The 16,851-nt window shown below is 64.8% G+C and carries 14 protein-coding genes and 1 riboswitch; of the genes, 8 read left to right on the top strand and 6 right to left on the bottom strand.

Features of this window, described 5'->3' with window-relative positions:
- Nucleotides 1–40 precede the first annotated feature (40 nt).
- Together IB268_RS18185 and IB268_RS18180 are read left to right on the top strand one after the other, a co-directional pair.
- Entirely contained in the window at nt 41–2,479 is a 2,439-nt protein-coding gene (locus IB268_RS18185) for a TonB-dependent receptor (protein WP_119449002.1), read from the top strand.
- Nucleotides 2,480–2,606: 127 nt separating this feature from the next.
- Nucleotides 2,607–3,050 (top strand): CopD family copper resistance protein, encoded by a 444-nt coding sequence (locus IB268_RS18180; protein ID WP_125472428.1) that lies wholly within the window; start codon nt 2,607–2,609, stop codon nt 3,048–3,050.
- Nucleotides 3,051–3,090: 40 nt separating this feature from the next.
- On the opposite strand, the gene IB268_RS18175 is transcribed toward IB268_RS18180, so the two are convergent.
- Entirely contained in the window at nt 3,091–3,540 is a 450-nt protein-coding gene (locus IB268_RS18175; RefSeq protein ID WP_192329847.1) for a DUF6389 family protein, read from the bottom strand.
- Nucleotides 3,541–3,634: 94 nt separating this feature from the next.
- Nucleotides 3,635–4,540, bottom strand: coding sequence for a LysR family transcriptional regulator (locus tag IB268_RS18170; RefSeq protein ID WP_054450309.1), 906 nt, complete (start codon nt 4,538–4,540; stop codon nt 3,635–3,637).
- 133 nt (nt 4,541–4,673) lie between these two features.
- On the opposite strand from IB268_RS18170, the gene IB268_RS18165 reads away from it, so the two are divergent.
- The 3 genes from IB268_RS18165 (at nt 4,674) to mntP (ending at nt 8,069) form a co-directional block, all read left to right on the top strand.
- The gene (locus tag IB268_RS18165; protein WP_192354591.1) at nt 4,674–6,257 is read left to right on the top strand and encodes a sulfatase; all 1,584 of its coding nucleotides are present in this window, start codon (nt 4,674–4,676) and stop codon (nt 6,255–6,257) included.
- A 51-nt stretch (nt 6,258–6,308) separates the two neighbouring features.
- Complete coding sequence (locus tag IB268_RS18160; protein WP_054450312.1) at nt 6,309–7,277, top strand: tripartite tricarboxylate transporter substrate binding protein; 969 nt, start codon at nt 6,309–6,311, stop codon at nt 7,275–7,277.
- Nucleotides 7,278–7,314: 37 nt separating this feature from the next.
- A riboswitch (yybP-ykoY riboswitch) is annotated at nt 7,315–7,489 on the top strand.
- A gap of 7 nt (nt 7,490–7,496) precedes the next feature.
- Entirely contained in the window at nt 7,497–8,069 is a 573-nt protein-coding gene (gene mntP / locus IB268_RS18155) for a manganese efflux pump MntP (RefSeq protein WP_054450314.1), read from the top strand.
- 43 nt (nt 8,070–8,112) lie between these two features.
- Here the strand turns inward: mntP and IB268_RS18150 are convergent, their stop codons facing one another.
- The gene (locus tag IB268_RS18150; protein ID WP_192354590.1) at nt 8,113–9,063 is read right to left on the bottom strand and encodes a LysR substrate-binding domain-containing protein; all 951 of its coding nucleotides are present in this window, start codon (nt 9,061–9,063) and stop codon (nt 8,113–8,115) included.
- A 91-nt stretch (nt 9,064–9,154) separates the two neighbouring features.
- Here IB268_RS18150 and IB268_RS18145 point away from each other — a divergent pair, with 91 nt between their 5' ends.
- From IB268_RS18145 to IB268_RS18135, 3 genes are read left to right on the top strand one after another with little or no spacing between them, the layout of a single operon-like run.
- Complete coding sequence (locus IB268_RS18145; protein ID WP_192354589.1) at nt 9,155–10,468, top strand: D-serine ammonia-lyase; 1,314 nt, start codon at nt 9,155–9,157, stop codon at nt 10,466–10,468.
- A gap of 40 nt (nt 10,469–10,508) precedes the next feature.
- Nucleotides 10,509–11,828, top strand: coding sequence for an MFS transporter (locus tag IB268_RS18140; protein ID WP_054450320.1), 1,320 nt, complete (start codon nt 10,509–10,511; stop codon nt 11,826–11,828).
- A gap of 16 nt (nt 11,829–11,844) precedes the next feature.
- On the top strand, nt 11,845–13,368 hold the full coding sequence (locus tag IB268_RS18135; protein WP_175213904.1) for a M81 family metallopeptidase: 1,524 nt from the start codon (nt 11,845–11,847) through the stop codon (nt 13,366–13,368).
- Between the two features lie 131 nt (nt 13,369–13,499).
- On the opposite strand, the gene IB268_RS18130 is transcribed toward IB268_RS18135, so the two are convergent.
- From IB268_RS18130 to IB268_RS18120, 3 genes are all read right to left on the bottom strand, one after another.
- Entirely contained in the window at nt 13,500–14,729 is a 1,230-nt protein-coding gene (locus tag IB268_RS18130) for a hypothetical protein (protein ID WP_192354588.1), read from the bottom strand.
- Nucleotides 14,730–14,823: 94 nt separating this feature from the next.
- Nucleotides 14,824–15,696 (bottom strand): nucleotidyl transferase AbiEii/AbiGii toxin family protein, encoded by an 873-nt coding sequence (locus IB268_RS18125; RefSeq protein ID WP_192354587.1) that lies wholly within the window; start codon nt 15,694–15,696, stop codon nt 14,824–14,826.
- Nucleotides 15,684–16,754, bottom strand: coding sequence for a type IV toxin-antitoxin system AbiEi family antitoxin (locus tag IB268_RS18120; protein ID WP_125472435.1), 1,071 nt, complete (start codon nt 16,752–16,754; stop codon nt 15,684–15,686). Before IB268_RS18120 ends, IB268_RS18125 begins: the two co-directional genes overlap by 13 nt.
- Nucleotides 16,755–16,851: the final 97 nt, after the last annotated feature.

The raw sequence follows: 16,851 nt of genomic DNA, 5'->3' as shown, positions 1-16,851 counted from the left end.
TCTGGCTACGAGGGTAAGACCAACATCTGGAGTGCATGTCATGCCCCGTCAGCTTCCCCCGTCGCGCGCAAGCGTCTCCTTCCCCGCCTTGCTCGCGGCAGGCGTATTCGCGCTGCCTCTGGCCGGGTTGATAACGCCTGCCCAGGCGCAGACGCAGGCGGGGCAGGTGAGCGTAGCCATCGAGCCCGGGCCGCTCAGCGCGGCGCTGTCGGCCTACGCGGCCCAGGCCGGCGTCCTGCTGTCGTTCGATCCTGCTCTGACGCGCGACCTCCAGTCGCCGGGATTGCGCGGCAGCTATGGCTTCGAGGAAGGGCTGCGCCAGCTGCTGGCCGGCAGCGGGCTGGAACCGGCGCGGCGCGCGGACGGCGGCTACACGCTGCGCAGATTGCCGCAGGGCGAAGTCACGGCCTTGCCCGCCGTGACCGTCACCGGCGCTGGCGACGAAGGTCCCTCCGAAGGGACAGGCTCCTATACCGTGCCGGCAACCAGCGCCGCCACCCGCATGCCGCTGTCGCTGCGCGAAACCCCGCAATCCATCAGCGTCGTCACGCGGCAGCAGATGGACGACCAGAACCTGAACACGCTGGACGAGGTGATGCGCCAGACTCCCGGCATCGCCGTCGACCGGCTGGATGAGCGCGTGCAATTCACCTCGCGCGGTTTTGCGTTGAACACCATGCTTGATGGCGTGCCCACGCTGTCGTTCAAGACGCCGTCGGCCGAGGCGGGCATGATCAACACCGCCATCTACGACCGGGTGGAAGTCGTGCGCGGCGCCGCAGGCCTGCTCAACGGCGTGGGCGAACCCGGCGGTTCGGTGAACCTGGTGCGCAAGCGCCCCACATCGGAGTTTGCCGGACACGTCACCGGCGGCGTCGGCCGCTGGAACAGCTACAACGCCGAAGCCGATCTGGGCGGCCCGCTGAACAGCGCCGGCACGCTGCGCGGCCGCGTGGTTGCCGCCCGCACCGCGGGCGACAGCTTCATCGACTACAAGAAGCGGTCCGACGATGTCTTCTACGGCATCCTCGAGGCCGACATCCTGCCCAGCACCACGGTCAGCCTCGGCTACGAGCACCAGAAGACCGCCATCGACGGCGCGAACTTCGGCCAGGCGCCGCTGTTCTACAGCGACGGCACGCGCACGAACTTTCCCAGGTCCTTCAATCCCGTGACGCCGTGGAGCCAATGGGACATGTATACGGACCGGATATTCGCGACCTTGGACCACCGCTTCGGCAGCGGCTGGCACGTCAAGATGGACGCCAGCCGCCTGAAAAACGAAAGAAAAGCCGCCTGGGGCTACGTCCTCGCGTATCAGCCCGTCGATCCGTCCGGCGCGTCCACCATCGAATTGCGCGACAACCCCGCAAGCTCCACCAACAAGTCCTTCGACGTCTACGCCGAAGGGCCGTTCCAGGCATTCGGCAGGGAGCACCGGGCCGTCCTGGGGCTGAGCTACAACCGCTACACCAGCGAACTCAACCTGAACTCGGCGAATCCCGCCGGCTGGGACCGCCGGCGCGTGAATCTCTACGAACTGCGCGACGTGCCGCGGCCCGCCATGCCCTACACCTTCTACAACACCTTCCTGGATGCGAAGGAGACCGCCATCTACGGTTCCGCGCGCCTGAAGGTGGCCGAGCCAGTGTCGCTGATCCTGGGCGCGCGGACCACCTGGTACGAAGAAAACTCATCGGCCTACAACGGCCCCGCCAACACCTGGACCCACAACCCCACCGCAAAGGAAAACGGCGTCTTCACGCCTTATGCCGGCGTGGTCGTGGACCTGAGCAAGGATTATTCGGCCTACGCCAGCTACACCCGGATCTTCATTCCCACCACCTCGCGCGACGCCAGCAACGTGGTGCTGCCTCCTCAAACCGGCCAGAACTATGAAATCGGCCTGAAGGGCGAACACCTGGACGGCAAGCTGAACACAAGCTTCGCGATATTCCGCACCCAGGAGGAAAACGTTGCGGTGGAGGATCCGTCCAGCCCGCCGCTGCCGGACGGGAGCACTCCCTACCGCGCCGTCAAAGGCGCGCGCAGCAAGGGTTTCGAGCTGACCGCATCCGGCGAAGTGGCGCCGGGCCTGCAGCTGATGGGCGGCTACACCTACTTTGCCAAGCGCGACGCCGAAGGCGCATTGCTGTTGCCGAGCACGCCGCAGCGGCTGTTCCGCCTGGCCGCCAGCTACAGGCTGCCGGGCGAATGGAGCAAGCTTACGATCGGCGGCAACGTCAGCTACCAGAGCAGCATCTACTACGACGAAGCCGGCGGGCTAGGGCGCGCCAGCCAGGGCGGCGTCACGCTGTTTGGCCTGATGGCGCGCTATGACTTCAACAGGCATGTGTCCGCGTCCGTCAACGTGGAAAACCTGACCGACAAGTATTACTACAGCGGTCTGGGGGGCTACAACGGCTACAACTACGGCACGCCCAGGAACGTCTGGATGAAGGTGAGCTACAAGTTCTGAGGACCGGGCAAGCCAGGCGGCGGGGGCGCGCGGAGGCTTTCGCGCGGGGCGGGTTTGATGTTTGTCATGTCCGCGGCTTCCGGGTTGATGGGACAATTCTCGTTGATGGCCATTCCCGATCGCAGCCATGAACACCTACCCCTTGCTGCTCATCCTGCACCTGCTTGCCGCCTTCCTGTTCGTCGGCACCGTTACGTTCGAGGTGCTGTTCCTGGAACCCGTGCACAAGCGCCTGCCGCCCGACGTGCGGCGCGCGCTGGGCAGCCAGCTGGCGCCACGCGTGCGGGCCGTGCTGCCGTGGTCGGTCGCCGTGCTGTACCTGGCCGGCCTGGGGCTGGCCTGGCAGTACCGCAGCGCGCTCGCCAATCCGTTTGCATCGTCCTTCGGCGTCCTGCTGTCGCTGAAGATCGCGCTGGCCTTGAGCGTGCTGGTCCATGTCGCGACCGCCTTGACGCTCGCTCGCCGCAAGCGCCTGACTGGCGCATTGAGCCGGCGCATGCATATCAGCGTGTTCTGCCACATGGTGCTGATCGTGGTGTTGGCCAAGGCGATGTTCCACGTGGCCTGGTGAGCGCGGAGGCCGCGGCGCCGTAGGAGCCCCTGCCGCAGTGCTATGCCGGCAATGCGAGCGGCTCAAGCGTTCCGTAGCCTTCCTCCCCATATACCAGCGCCGGCAGCGGCGAACGGCCCTGGCCGTTCGTTTCCCATAGTTCCGCCACCCATTGCATCGCCGTATCGACGATGACGTCCTGGACGTTGAAACCAGTTTCGTCCGACGCGAACAGAGGAACCTCGGGCTCGATGCCGTCTTCCGTGTGGCGCACGTCGAACAGGTAGCGGTGGCCTTCGATGGCCTTGTTGAGCACGAACAGGTCCGGGCCTTCCAGGCTGGCCACTACGGAGAACGTGCCTTCGCCGTCCTGGTCGGGGAACACCACGAAGTGGATCTCGCGCGCCTTGGGCGGCAGGGCGGCGATCAGCGCTGTCAGTGTGGCGCGCGCCGCGGCGTCGTGGGCGCGCAGGATGCGCAGCAGTTCGGTTTCGTATTCGGATCGGTTCATGGCATTCCGTTCAGGACTGGTTGGCGCATTTTGTCGCCGACCTCTGGAGAGGCGGCAGGGAGTGCCGTGGATTATCTGCCATTTCCTGTCGCCGTCACCGCGCCAGCCGCAGGCACTCCATGAAGTACGCCGCATGTTCCGAGGCCAGCGCGGCGTCTCGCCACACCATGCCTGTAATCCCGCGGCTGCGCATCGCCAGCGGCAATACCTTGATCATGTGCTGCTTGGCGAAATGCTTTGCCAGCCGCTCGGAGATCGGCAGTACCAGATCCGATCCGTCCAATAGCGCCAGGTTGACCAGCACCGACGACGATTCCACCTGATGCCAGGGCGCGGGCTGGCCGGCCAGCGCCAGTTCGTAATCGATGCGTATCCGCATCGGTGTTGAAGCGCCGGGCGCGATCCAGGGGTATTCCTGCACGTCCTCCCATGTCACCTTGCGCTTGTTCGCCAGCGGATGCGCCGTGCCCACGGCCAGGCAGATGGGCTCGCCGTACAACTCTTCGTAGTGCAGGTTGCGCGGCAGCGAGTGCTGTTCCAGGCGTCCCACCAGCACGTCGAACGTGCCTTCCTGCATCAGCGGCAGCAGGTAGTCCAGCGTGTTCTCGGCCAGGCGCAGCAGCACGCGCGGATAGCGTTCGCGAAAGCGCCGGATGCTGGGCGGCAGCAGCACCGGCGCGATATTGGGCGTGACGCCCACTGCCAGCGTGCCGGTGGCGCCGCGGGCCAGCTGCGCCATGGTGTCCTGGGCGCGGCCCAGCTTGCCCAGGATCTCGCGCGCATGCGTGCGCAGTTCCAGTCCATACAGCGTGGGTTCGATGCCGCGCGCGTGGCGCTCGAACAGCGTCAGGCCGATGTCTGCTTCCAGGTCCTTCAGCCACTTCGACAGCGCCGGCTGTGTGATGTTGAGTTCCGACGCGACCTGGCTCAGGTTGCGGGTTTCGCACAGGCGCACCAGGATGGCCAGGTGGCGCAGGCGGATGCGGTGGGTCCAGTCCATGCGGGCATCCTTGAGGCATAAATGCAGGGTTATGGCTCGGTAATATTAATTCATTATCAATTTATGTCTCCTCTACACATAATGGCCTGACAACAGAGCCAAGCCGGCGCAAAGCTGGCGGCGAGGAGACACGATGCAGCCGAATTTCCTGCTATTCATCACGGATCAGCAGCGCGCGGACCATCTGGGCAGCTATGGCAACCCCATGCTGCGCACGCCGGAGCTGGACGCGCTGGCGGGGCAGGGGTGGTCGGCGGACCGCTTCTATGTGGCGTCGCCCATCTGCATGCCCAACCGCGCCACCCTGATGACGGGCCGCATGCCCTCTGTGCATGGCGTGCGCCACAATGGAATTCCGCTGTCGCAGCGCGCCACCACGTTCGTCGACCGCTTGCGCGGCGCGGGCTATTCCACCGCATTGATCGGCAAGTCGCACTTGCAGAACATGACCGGCAAGCCCGCCGTCTGGCCGCCGGCGAGCGACGGCGCGCAGGGCGAGGCCTGGATCGCCGAGCCCGGCAACTACGATCAGGAATGGGGCCCGCTGTGGCGCACGGATCCTGGGCATGATCTGCAGACGCCGTTCTACGGCTTCGAGCGCGTGGCGCTGGCGGTGGATCACGGCGACCAGGTCTGGGGCCATTACGAGCGCTGGCTGGCCCGCGAACATCCCGAGGCGCGGCGCCTGTGGGGGCCCGAGCATGCCCTGCCCGCGCCCGGCTATGTGCTGACAGAGCATCATCAGGCCTGGCGCACCCGCGTGCCGGAAGAATGCTCCACCACCGCCTACATCGGCGACCAGACCATCGCGCAGTTGCGCGACAACGCGGCCAACGGCAAGCCCTTCTTCATCCAGTGCTCGTTTCCCGATCCGCATCATCCTTTCACGCCTCACGGCAAGTACTGGGACATGTACCGCCCGGAAGACGTGACCCTGCCCGAGTCGTTCCACGCCAGCGCCGCGCCGGGCCACCAGCCGCCGCCTCACGTAGCCTGGATGCACCAGCAGCGCAATCAGGGCAAGGCCGTCAAGCACACGCCCGCCATCTTTGCCTGCACCGAGCGCGAGGCGCGCGAGGCCATCGCGCTGAACTACGGCTCCATCAGCCATATCGACGCCACCATCGGCCGCGTCATGCGGGCGCTGCGCGCGACCGGGTTGGACCACAACACCATCGTCATCTTCACCAGCGATCATGGCGACTACTTCGGCGACCACCAACTGCTGCTCAAGGGGCCGATCCATTATCAGAGCCTGATCCGCACGCCCTTCATCTGGCGCGATCCGCAGGCGGCGCCCGCCGCTGCGCGCAGCCAGGCACTGTGTTCCACCGCCGACATCCCCGCTACCGTGCTGGCGCGCGCGGGCCTGCCTGCCTACAACGGCATGCAGGGCGCATCGTTGCTGCCGCTCATGTCGGGCGAGACCGAGCGCGTGCGCGACGCGGTGCTGATCGAGGAAGAGGGCCAGCGCACCATGTTCGGCTTTCCCGGCCGCACCCGCATGCGTACCTTGCAGACGCCGCGCCACAGGCTCAGCGTCTATGCCGATGCCGCCTGGGGCGAACTCTACGATCTACAAGAAGACCCCCACGAACTGCGCAACCTGTGGGACGACCCCGCCGCCGGCGCGTTGCGCGCAGAACTGCTGCTGGAACTGTCGCGCAGCATGATCCGGCACGCCGAGACCAGCCCGCATCCCACCGCCATCGCCTGATTCCGCCGCCACGGCGCCTGCCTGCGGGTTGGCGCCATCCAGGAGAAAAGCATGATCAAGTCCTTGTTGCTCTGTACGGCGCTGCTCGTGGCCGCAACCTCGGTCGCGGTGGCGTCCGACTATCCGTCGCGTCCCGTGCGCCTCATCGTCAACTTCCCGCCCGCGGGCCCGCTGGACCTGGAAGCCCGCGCCATCGCGCAGCATGCCGGCAAGATCCTGGGCCAGACCATCGTCGTCGAAAACCGCTCTGGCGCGTCCGGCAACATCGGCGCCCAGTCCGTGGCCCAGGCCGCGCCCGACGGCTACACTCTGCTGATGACGCTGGACACGCTCATGACCGTCAACCCATACATTTTCAAGGGCTTGGACAAGGACGTCACCCAGCGGCTGGAACCGCTGAGCCTGGCCGGCTCCTTCGGCCTGGCGCTGGCGGTGCGCCCCGAACTCGGCATCAATACGCTGGACGAATTCCTGCGCTACGCCAAGGCCAATCGCATCACCTATGCCTCAGCCGGCTACGGCAGTCCCGGCAACCTGGCCTTCGAAAAGCTCCGTCTCGCGGCTGGCATGGAAGTCGCGCATGTGCCATATCGCGGCAACGCGCCTGCCGTGAACGCGCTGCTGGGCGATCAGATACAGGCCGCCTTTCTTGCCACGCCCGGCGTCCTGCCGCATGTACGGGCAGGCAAGCTGAAGGCCTTGGCGGTGTCGGGCAAGGAACGCGACGCCGACCTGCCTGAAGTCCCCACGGCGGCGCAGTCGGGCGTGGCTGGCTTGAAAGACTATGACGTGTCGTTCGCCTTCCTGGTCATGGCGCCCAAGGGCACGCCCAAGGAGGTCGCGCAGGTCTGGGAAGACGCGCTGGCCAAGGTCTACGCCATGCCGGAGTTCCAGCAGAGCATGGCCGTGCTGGGCATGCGCGGGCCGTTCGCAGGCAAGGCGCGGGCACAGGCATGGGTGGACAGGGAGGCCAAGGGCTGGAAAGAGGTGATCGCGAAGGCGGGAATACGCGGGGAATAGCGCTGTAACACGCCGGTCAGCAGGCTCTGCTAGACTGGTTTCACTCTTTGGGGAGTAGCCTCCCTGCGGCCAGTTCCGCAGGGGCTTGCGTCAACATTCTTGGCTTCCTCGGCCATGGCGCAAGCGGCATCCATGCTTGGCGAGACCACGGATTTTTCGCGCGATGCCGGGCGGCGCGGAGGATCCGTGCCGTTTCCGCCCAGCAGGATCCCCACTCCAATGAATCCCATCGCCATCATCGTTCTCGCGTTCGCCATGTCCACGGACGCGTTCGCCGCGGCCATCAGCAAAGGCGCCGCGCTCTACAAGCCCCGATTTCCGGAAGCCCTGCGCACAGGTCTGATCTTCGGCGTGATCGAAGCCATCACGCCGGTGATAGGTTGGGGACTGGGCTCGGTCGCGGCAAAGTATGTGGTCGCCTGGGACCATTGGATCGCGTTCGCGATGCTCTGTATTCTGGGTTTGCTGATGATACGCAACGGCCTCAAGGAAGAGGACGAGGACGCCGCGCCCGTCACCCGGCATTCCTTCTGGCTGCTGGCGGCTACGGGCCTGGCCACCAGCATCGACGCCATGGCGGTCGGCGTGGGCCTGGCGTTCGTGGATGTGAACATCGTGGTGGCGGCCATCGCCATCGGCTTGGCCACGACGCTGATGGTGACGATAGGCGTGATGCTCGGACGCGTGCTGGGCAGCGTCGCCGGGAAGCGGGCCGAGATCCTGGGTGGAGTCGCGCTGATCGGTATAGGCGCGGCAATACTTTATGAGCATCTGAGCGCAGCAGCGGCTTGACGCCGCATGGGAAGGCGGCGCTCGTCGGCTCCGCGGATGATGCTTATCCGCGAGTACCCCCGATCAAGGCCGAACGCGCGCTGTCGAAGTTGCGGCACTCGGATTTCAACCACTCGGAAAAGATCCGGGTGCGCCGCTCTTCAGGCCGGCGCGACAGCAGCACATAGCGCGCCGGCGCGGGCACGTGCTTGCCGAACACGTCTACCAACCGTCCGCTGCGCAGTTCGTCGTAGACCATCGCGCTGCGCCCGATAGCCACGCCCTGGTGATTCAGCGCGGCGCCAATGGCCAGGCTGGCCAGATTGAACTGCGGCCCGTCCAGGTGGCGGATCCACCCCGGCCGATGCGCTTGCATCCAGGTGCGCCACTCGATGAACTCGGCGGCGCCGACCCAAGGAGAGGCGTCGTGCAGGAACTCGACGCCGTCGAGCGATTTGCCGGTGCGAAACGCGGGGTGCGCGGCCAGGTATTCGGGCGTTGCGACCACGAGCAGATACTCGTCCAGCAAGGCGTCCGCCTGTAAATGGCTGTAGTGCGCCGGGTCATAGCGGATGGCGAGGTCTATGTCTTCTTCCTCCATCAGCTTGCGGTCCAGCAGTTGGAACTCCGCCTTCAACCGGACTGATACCTCCGGCTGTAGGCGATGGAATTCCGTCAGGCGCGGCATCAGCCATTGCAGCGCGAACGACGGCAGGCAATTGACCTGCAGCGCGGACGCCGGCAAGCCCAGCCGCTCGATTTCCTGCTGAATGTCGCCAAGCGCACGGCTGACCGTCGTGTACAGCGATTCGCCCTTGGGCGTGAACTTCAGGCCGCGTTGCTGGCGGACAAACAACAGGTAGCCCAGGCGGTCTTCCAACTGCCGGATCTGCTGGCTCACCGCGCTTTGCGTGAGGTTCATGGCCGACGCCGCCTTGGTGAAGCTGAGATGGCGGCCGGCCATGTCAAAACACCGCAGGGCTCCCAGGAGTGTCGAGTCGAAATGGACAGACATAAGTCACGCTAATGGCTGAATTAGAAATGATCGCTATTCTTGCATGCCTTCGGAATCTACGATTTGCGCCGAACCATCAACCCGCAAGTCCATGATGACCGCCAATTTCGATCCTCAGCTATTAGAAAATCTTCAATCAAGAACGCCTTTGCTATGGCTCAACCCGGCTAGGGGAGGGCTCTTGCCCGGCTCCGCGCCGTCCCTGGCCCTGATCGATGAGGCCGAAAACCGCCTGGCGCGTTGCGCGCCGCTGCTGGCCGCGCTGTTTCCCGAGCTTGCCGCCGCGGGCGGGCATATCGAGTCCCGGCTGATGCCCGCCAAAGCCTTGCAGCAGGCGCTGGGCGCCGGGGAGGTGTCGGGCAGCTGGTATCTCAAGCGCGATGACGAACTGCCAGTCGCCGGGTCCATCAAGGCGCGCGGCGGCTTTCACGAAGTGCTGGCCATTGCCGAGTCGATCGCGTTGGAGCACGGCCTGCTCAAGGATGAGGCGACGGACAGGCGCATCCTGGCGACGCCGCAGGCTCGCGCCTTGTTCAGCCAGTATGCCGTGACCGTGGGCAGCACCGGCAACCTGGGCATGAGCATCGGCGTCATGGCCGCCGCGCTGGGATTCGATGCCGTGGTGCATATGTCCGCCGATGCCAAGGAATGGAAGAAGGACCGCTTGCGCAAACGTGGCGTGCGCGTGGTGGAGCATGCCGGCGACTATGCCGAGGCCGTCGCGGCCGGGCGGGCGCAGGCGCTGGCCGCGCCCCGCAGCCATTTCGTCGACGATGAGCAATCCGAGCTGCTGTTCTTCGGCTATGCCGCAGCGGCCCGCGGACTGGCGCGGCAACTGGCTGAAGCAGGGCGCGTGGTCGATGCGGCGCACCCTCTGTTCGTGTACATCCCCTGCGGTGTCGGCGGCGCGCCGGGCGGCATCAGCCATGGCCTGAAGGCGCTGTTCGGCCCCAACGTGCATTGCTTCTTCGCCGAACCCGTCGCGTCGCCGTGTTTTCTGGTGCAGCTGGCATCGGGCGCGGATTCCCCCGTGTCGGTCTACGACATCGGCCTGGACAACCGCACCGAGGCCGATGGCCTGGCCGTGGGCCAGGCTTCCGAACTGGTGGCGTCGCTGATGAGGCCCCAGCTAGGCGGCGTCTTTACCGTGTCGGATGACGAGCTCTACCTGAACCTGCTGGCGCTGAAAGACACCCTGGGCGTCGAGGTCGAGCCGTCGGCCGCGGCCGCAGTCTCGGGGCCTGGCTGGCTGGACTGTGCCGCAGGGCAGGTCTATGCGTCGGGCATCGACATGTCCGCAGCCACTCATGTCATCTGGGCCACCGGCGGTTCGCTGGTGCCCCCCGAAGCGCTGCGCGGCTTCCAGGAGCACGCCAGGCAACTCAGCCAGCGCCGCGCGGCATAAGCCGCAGCACCCAAAAAACGACATACCAAGGAGAAAACCCGTGAGCGGAAGTGCAACCCTCCCCGCCGGCCGCGCAGCGCGCCCGGACCAGCAAGCCTTTGAAGACGCGACCTACAGAAAGGTCGCGCTGCGGTTCATTCCCTTTCTGATGCTCTGCTATGTGGTCGCGTACCTGGACCGCATCAACATCGGCATCGCCAAGCTGAACATGCTGGCCGACCTGCAGTTCAGTGAGGCTGCCTATGGCCTGGGCGCGGGATTGTTCTTCATCGGATACATGTTGTTCGAGGTGCCCAGCAACCTGATCATGCACCGCGTGGGCGCGCGCCTGTGGATCGCGCGGATCATGATCTCCTGGGGCATCCTGTCCGGCATCATGGCCTTCGTCACCGCGCCCTGGCAGTTCTACACGGTGCGCTTTCTGCTGGGCGTGGCCGAGGCCGGGTTCTACCCTGGCGTGATCCTTTACCTGACCTATTGGTTTCCCAACCGTCGCCGCGCCAAGATGACGGCCATTTTCCAGGCCGGTATACCGGTGGCCGGTCTTATCGGCAACCCGCTGTCGGGCTGGATCATGGAACGATTCCATCTGGTCGGCGGACACCCCGGCTGGCAATGGCTGTTCGTGCTGGAGGCGCTGCCCACCATCCCGCTGGCCATCGGCGTGCTGCTGATCCTGACCAACCGCGTACAGGATGCCGCGTGGCTCACGCCGGAACAACGCCAGCTGATCGAGCGGGACATCGCTGCCGACAACGCGGGCCGCGAGCACATGCCGCTGCTGCAGGCGCTGCGCGACGCGCGCATCTGGAAGATCGTCGCCATGACCTTTCCGGCGATGATGGCGCTGTACACGCTGGGCTTTTATCTGCCCACGCTGATCAAGGATGCCGGCGCCGAGGGCGGCTTGCGCATCGGCCTGCTGAGCGCCATTCCGTATCTGGTCGCCATGGTGGCGATGGTCCTGGTCGGGCGCAGTTCGGACCTGCGCCGCGAACGCCGCTGGCACCTGGTCTTCATCCTGGTGCTCGGCGCGGCGGGACTCGTCGCCAGCGTGTCCGCCGGCACCAACCTGACGCTGGCCGTCATCTCGTTGTCGGTGGCCGCCGCCGGCATCATCAGCTTTTCTCCCATCATGTGGACGCTGCCCACCGCCTTCCTGGGCGGGGCCACCGCGGCTGCGTCGATCGGCATCATCAACAGCCTGGCCAATCTGGGCGGTTTCGTCAGCCCCTACCTGATCGGCTGGATCCGCGACATCTATCACAGCACCGCGCCAGCCATCTACATCATCGCGGGTTCGCTCCTGGTCAGCGCCTTGATTGCGCTGAGCTTCGACCCCAAGAAAGTCAATCGCTGAAGGCAAGGAATACACCATGGAAAACGTTAAAGATGCCGCGCCGCGACTTGCCGTCGCCGGCCTGATCCATGAAACCAATACTTATGCCGCCGAGGTCGCCGGCCAGACGCCGTTGCGCGCGTTCGAGCAGTACGGCGGGGACGAGATACTGCAAGCCTTCGACAAATCGAATCATCAGGTCGGCGGCTTCATCGAAGGCGCCAGGCAGACGGGCGCCGAACTGATCTGCACCTTCGTCGGCCAGGCCACGCCCTCGGGCACGATCGAGGCCCAGGCCTACGCCGACATGAAACGCAGAATCCTGGACGGCATCCGCGCCGCTCTGCCTGTCGACGGAGTGTTGCTGGCGCTGCATGGCGCCGGCGTCGCGGATGGCATCGAGGACATCGAAGGCGATCTGTGCCTGGCGGTCCGCCAGCTGGTTGGCGCCGATGTCCCGATTGCCGCTGTCTATGACCTCCATGGCAACATGACCGAGGCCATGCGGCAGGCTTGCGATCTGACCTTGCCTTGCAAGCTGTATCCGCATACTGACTTTCACGACCGAGCGGTCGAGGCGGTGGCGCTGTTGCTCGAGATCATCGGCGGCCGCCTCAAGCCGGCAACCGCCATGCGCCTCTTGCCCATGCTGCCCTACATCGTCACGACGCAGGAAGGCTTCATTCCCGCCGAGGTCAATGCCGTATGCGCCAAGCTGGCCGCGCTGCCGGGGGTCATCGACTGTTCGTGGTTCCACGGCTTTCCCCTTGCGGATATCGCCGCGCCTTGCCCGGCCGTGGTCTGCACCACGGCGGGCGATCAGGCGCTGGCAGAGCGCTGCGCGAATGAAGTCGCGCAATGGATCTGGTCGCACCGCGAAGCGTTCCGGCCGTCACTGCCAAGCCCGGAGCAGGGCGTCGCCATGGCGCTGGCCGCCTCGCACGGTCCCGTCGTCGTCAACGAGTACGCGGACAACCCCGGCGGCGGCACGCCCGGCGACGGCACCTACCTGTTGCGCGCCATCCTGGACGCCAAACCCGTGGCCGGAACCTGCTGCTTCGCTTCCATCAACGATGCGTCCGTCGTCGAGCAGGCCCGCCAGGCCGGCGTCGGAGCGACCATCAGCGTGTCGCTGGGCGCCAAGCAGGGCCGCTTCCAGGGGCAGCCGCTGCGGGTGCATGCCTATGTGAAAGCCATCACCGACGGCCGCTTCGTCAATCGCGCGGGCTCGATGTTCGAAGGTGTGCGTTTCGACCTCGGCGCCATGTGCCGCCTGGTCATCCAGGGCGTGGACGTGATTGTCGCCTCGCGCGCCGAACAGATCTACGACGAGGAGCCATTCTTCCTGCATGGCATCGACGTGACCGCATACAAGCTGATCGCCATCAAGGGCGCCAACCATTTCCGCGCGGGCTACCGCCGCCTTGCGGCGCAGATCATCTCTGTCGATAGCGTGGGCTTGAGCACTGCCGACATCACCTCGTTCCCACGGGAACGGCTCGCAGGCGAATACTGGCCGCTGGCGGACATCGCCGACTACGCGCCGTATTCCAACGCGTAGCGGCTTTGCACCTACGATGACTTGCCGAAGTGCTCTTTGAACCAGGACTGTTCCTGGTACGGCGACTGCTGGCCGTTGACCCGCCGGCATGCAGACGATGATTCAGGCCGGCGGACAGTCCGCCGGCGTGCTCAATCTGTCGCCAGATACGCCTGCCCGCCCGGCTTCAGATAAGGCGCCAGCGCTGTGAACGGTACGCTGGCATGCGTGCCCAGGCAAGCGCCCGCCGAGTGCCCGACCCCGGACACGGACAGGCTCAGCGCGCCGGGCGCCTGGACGCCTAGCGCCAGATAGGCGGGCCAGAGGTCCGCGCAGTCTTCCAGATTGGGACGATCCTCGGATTGTTGGACCGTTGTTCCCGCCTTGACCGCTTGTTGCACCAGCGCGAGCAGGGCAGGGCTTTTTTCGCCGCCGAAGCTGCGCTTGCCCGGCACATAGGCGTCGAACACGCGATTCCAGTCCAGGTACTCGCCGCGCAGCAGATCGTAGGTATAGGGTTCGAAATGGTTGTACGGATGGGCCCCGCCGCAGTCCAGGCTGCCCGATTCGGTCACCGTCATCAGCGCGCGCGACAGCCAGGTGACGTGCACGGCTTCTTCATCGAACCCGCCCAGCGTGCCCGCGCCGGGATTGTCGCTGGTGTAGGCCGATGCCATGCAACCCAGCGCGCTCAGGCTCTTCTGCCAATGACGCTGTTCCAGCAGAGTGTTCGTGCGCTGCAGGACCTGCGCATCGGGATGCCGGCTCAGCCGGGGATAGCTGAACTTGGTGCGCGGGTCGCGCCACATGCGATAGGCCACGGCGCCGTCGCCGATCTCCTTGCCGACCGGCTGGGCGTATCCGGTCAGTTTCAGCGTCTCGTAGGGCGCGCGCGTGGCGTTTATGCCTGCCTGGACATCGATGTCGCCGAGATTGACCTGACTGGCGCGGGCCTGCCTGCGGTCCTTTTCCAGCTGCTCCGTGTCGTATTGCGCAACCTGCTTCAGGTCGAAGCGTAGCTGCTTGCCGCTCCTGGCGTCGGTCCAGAGACCGCGATAGCCCTTGGAATCGCGCGTGCCTTGCCAGCTTGCGGCCTGATCCGCCGGCTTGCCTTCCTGGCGGGGCTTCGGTTCGAAGAGCTCCTTGGCCGTGCCTCGCAGCGGAATATCCACACCGTGCCTGGCGTAGAAGTAGCGGCCGGTCAAGGTGCCGTCGGCAGCCGCTTCTGTGTCCAGCTCCAGCACGATGTCGCCGGCGCCTTGCAGTGTTCCGGTGTAGACGGTGCGGGGCGCGGCATGGGCCTGGGCTGCGGTCAGCAATAGCATGGAAAGCGTCAGCGCGGTGAGGTATGAATGGCTGGGGGCGGAGAGTGAGCGAAGCATCTGAGAGAGCATCCAAGGCCGCGAGGCGACTGCGTTGATGGAAGAAATCTAGGTTTTCGGGCGATGTGGTGAGCGTTTGCGAGATTTGAACCTGCTATTGAGTCCGCAGTCCCAAAGCCCGCAGCCAAGCGTCCACTTGCCCGAAGGCATCCTGCTGCCATTGATCCGCGGTTCGTTCTCCCAACACATTCGCGTCCTCGACAAACCGACGCACACAAGTTGGTCCGAAGCCATCGACGGTATCGAACTTGGCTGCGATGTAGGTGTAGCCTTTGACGCCGGATTCATGCTGCAGCAGAGGGAGGCAATCGTCCGCCAGCACCTCGGCGCCACCGGCATAGTTGCGGATACAGTAATAGATGTCGTAGGCGTCCTTTTGCTTGTAGCGGCCTTGGATGGCGTGGCCTTTCATTGCGAGTAGCGCCGGGATGGAGCAGACGGCGACTTCAACGCGGTTAGTTCCGCCGTTAGGCATCGATCCAGCGATAGCCACCATTTGGTAGAACCGTAGCGCGAGATCCGCTCCATCGGCGCGCTGTACCGCGAATTCGCTGATCAGCGCAGGCGAGTTCCTCACGATCTCGGCTTGCCTGGGCATGAGAAAGTCAATCACTACATCAATGGCAGGACCGCCGTCGTCCGCCTGGATCTGTCGCACCAGTTGGAATCGCCTGAGTTCCTTGCGCTGTGCATACCCTTGGCTCAACAGCGATTCGACCAGGTGCGCGTACTGACCATCGCCCAGCGCTTCGGCATCCAAACCCAGGTCCACATCCAGGGTGCCGACGTGGGGCATGTCTTCATTGCCCAGCAGCAGCCATGGCACGGCGCCGCCTACGACGGCAAAACGTCCCTTGAAGCTTCCAAGGATCTGTCCGATTTCGATAAGGACGGATTTGACTGCCGCCGTTGTGCGGTCGTCGTACTCGCTCGCTAACTGTGCCTCGCCACGCGTCATTCGTGCCATTGGAGCCTTTCCCGTCGCAGGTGATCGGCGGCCTCCTGTCCGCGTTCGCCTGCCACGCTGAGGTCCAGATAGGTCTGGATTGGGCTGGTGCAGACCACGCCGGGCGCCGGTTGCACAGTGTCACGGAACAGCCCCGGATCGTCCAGTACGGTCACCACCAGGTTTTCTCCCTTGCCGGCGGTTTCGAGCTTGAGTCGTGATCGCAGGAGTTCAAGGCCTGCAGCATCAGCATAGAAATAGTGTGTGCCAGTCCGTACAAACGGCGCCAGCCAGCGGGCTGCAGTGAACGAAGCGCGTGCGATCTGGCTTGTCGCGCCGGGTGACCCATCGTGCAGCGCCGCATCAAACGCCGTTCCGTGCAAAGTGGTATAGAAAGTCAGCCGTTGACCGGCCGGAGATTCGTAGGCTTCACGCCAGGCGTCCACAAGTGCGTCGGGCCTAGACAGGAACATTCCCTCGGGGCCCAGCTTCGCCCATTCGCGATCCAGCAGGCTATTGCGCACATTGCTGACGTGCCCCAGGCTGACGTCCGCGGCTTGCGCCAATTCGGCAACCCGCCAACCGCGGGAGGACTTGCGCAGCATGACTTTGAGTATCTGGACTGATTTCGGTTTGAACAGCGACCGCAGTCCCCGCCGTTCTATCACCGGCTTCTTGGCTACCTGCCGTGAGATAAAGATGGTAGCGAAGGCAAGCCGAGCATTCCCTTCGAAATCGAGGTGCGCCACGCCGAACTCGCGGCACAACTCCTGAACCTGCGGCGACAGATAAGGCGCAATCAATATGGGCGTAACGTGATCGGACTGCCGTCCCACGTATTCACGCAACGAAAGTACGGCCAGGCGCGCGTGCCGCGGTTGTCCGCTGGGCAGTACCGTCGCGACCAGCTTGTGCCGGTTGCCGAATGTCGTCAGTTGGGCGGCGAGCTCGATTGCTGAGCTTGGATTTCGAGGGACGAGAGTGACCTCCAGGCTCTCGACGGCGGGTATTTCCTCCAACAGCGATCGGAGGGTACTCGCAGCTTGATCATCGATTTTCACTGGATTGTGCATTTTCATCGTCTGCTAAAAATAGCATTTTCAGTGAAAGTGTCAACGATAGTTTCACTGGAATAGTTATTTTCAGCCCGTGTTGAAATAGGAAAAAACAATGAAA

The sequence above is a fragment of the Achromobacter sp. ACM01 genome, assembly GCF_014851745.1.
Lineage (GTDB): Bacteria > Pseudomonadota > Gammaproteobacteria > Burkholderiales > Burkholderiaceae_B > Achromobacter > Achromobacter aegrifaciens.
This window is presented reverse-complemented; position numbering and strand designations above follow the sequence as displayed.

What these genes read in the sequence shown, in the direction of transcription:
- IB268_RS18185 (WP_119449002.1), top strand. Translation starts at nt 41, where the DNA reads ATGCCCCGTCAGCTTCCCCCGTCGCGCGCAAGCGTCTCCTTCCCCGCC.
- IB268_RS18180 (WP_125472428.1), top strand. Translation starts at nt 2,607, where the DNA reads ATGAACACCTACCCCTTGCTGCTCATCCTGCACCTGCTTGCCGCCTTC.
- IB268_RS18175 (WP_192329847.1), bottom strand. Translation starts at nt 3,540, where the DNA reads ATGAACCGATCCGAATACGAAACCGAACTGCTGCGCATCCTGCGCGCC.
- IB268_RS18170 (WP_054450309.1), bottom strand. Translation starts at nt 4,540, where the DNA reads ATGGACTGGACCCACCGCATCCGCCTGCGCCACCTGGCCATCCTGGTG.
- IB268_RS18165 (WP_192354591.1), top strand. Translation starts at nt 4,674, where the DNA reads ATGCAGCCGAATTTCCTGCTATTCATCACGGATCAGCAGCGCGCGGAC.
- IB268_RS18160 (WP_054450312.1), top strand. Translation starts at nt 6,309, where the DNA reads ATGATCAAGTCCTTGTTGCTCTGTACGGCGCTGCTCGTGGCCGCAACC.
- mntP (WP_054450314.1), top strand. Translation starts at nt 7,497, where the DNA reads ATGAATCCCATCGCCATCATCGTTCTCGCGTTCGCCATGTCCACGGAC.
- IB268_RS18150 (WP_192354590.1), bottom strand. Translation starts at nt 9,063, where the DNA reads ATGTCTGTCCATTTCGACTCGACACTCCTGGGAGCCCTGCGGTGTTTT.
- IB268_RS18145 (WP_192354589.1), top strand. Translation starts at nt 9,155, where the DNA reads ATGATGACCGCCAATTTCGATCCTCAGCTATTAGAAAATCTTCAATCA.
- IB268_RS18135 (WP_175213904.1), top strand. Translation starts at nt 11,845, where the DNA reads ATGGAAAACGTTAAAGATGCCGCGCCGCGACTTGCCGTCGCCGGCCTG.
- IB268_RS18130 (WP_192354588.1), bottom strand. Translation starts at nt 14,729, where the DNA reads ATGCTTCGCTCACTCTCCGCCCCCAGCCATTCATACCTCACCGCGCTG.
- IB268_RS18125 (WP_192354587.1), bottom strand. Translation starts at nt 15,696, where the DNA reads ATGGCACGAATGACGCGTGGCGAGGCACAGTTAGCGAGCGAGTACGAC.
- IB268_RS18120 (WP_125472435.1), bottom strand. Translation starts at nt 16,754, where the DNA reads ATGAAAATGCACAATCCAGTGAAAATCGATGATCAAGCTGCGAGTACC.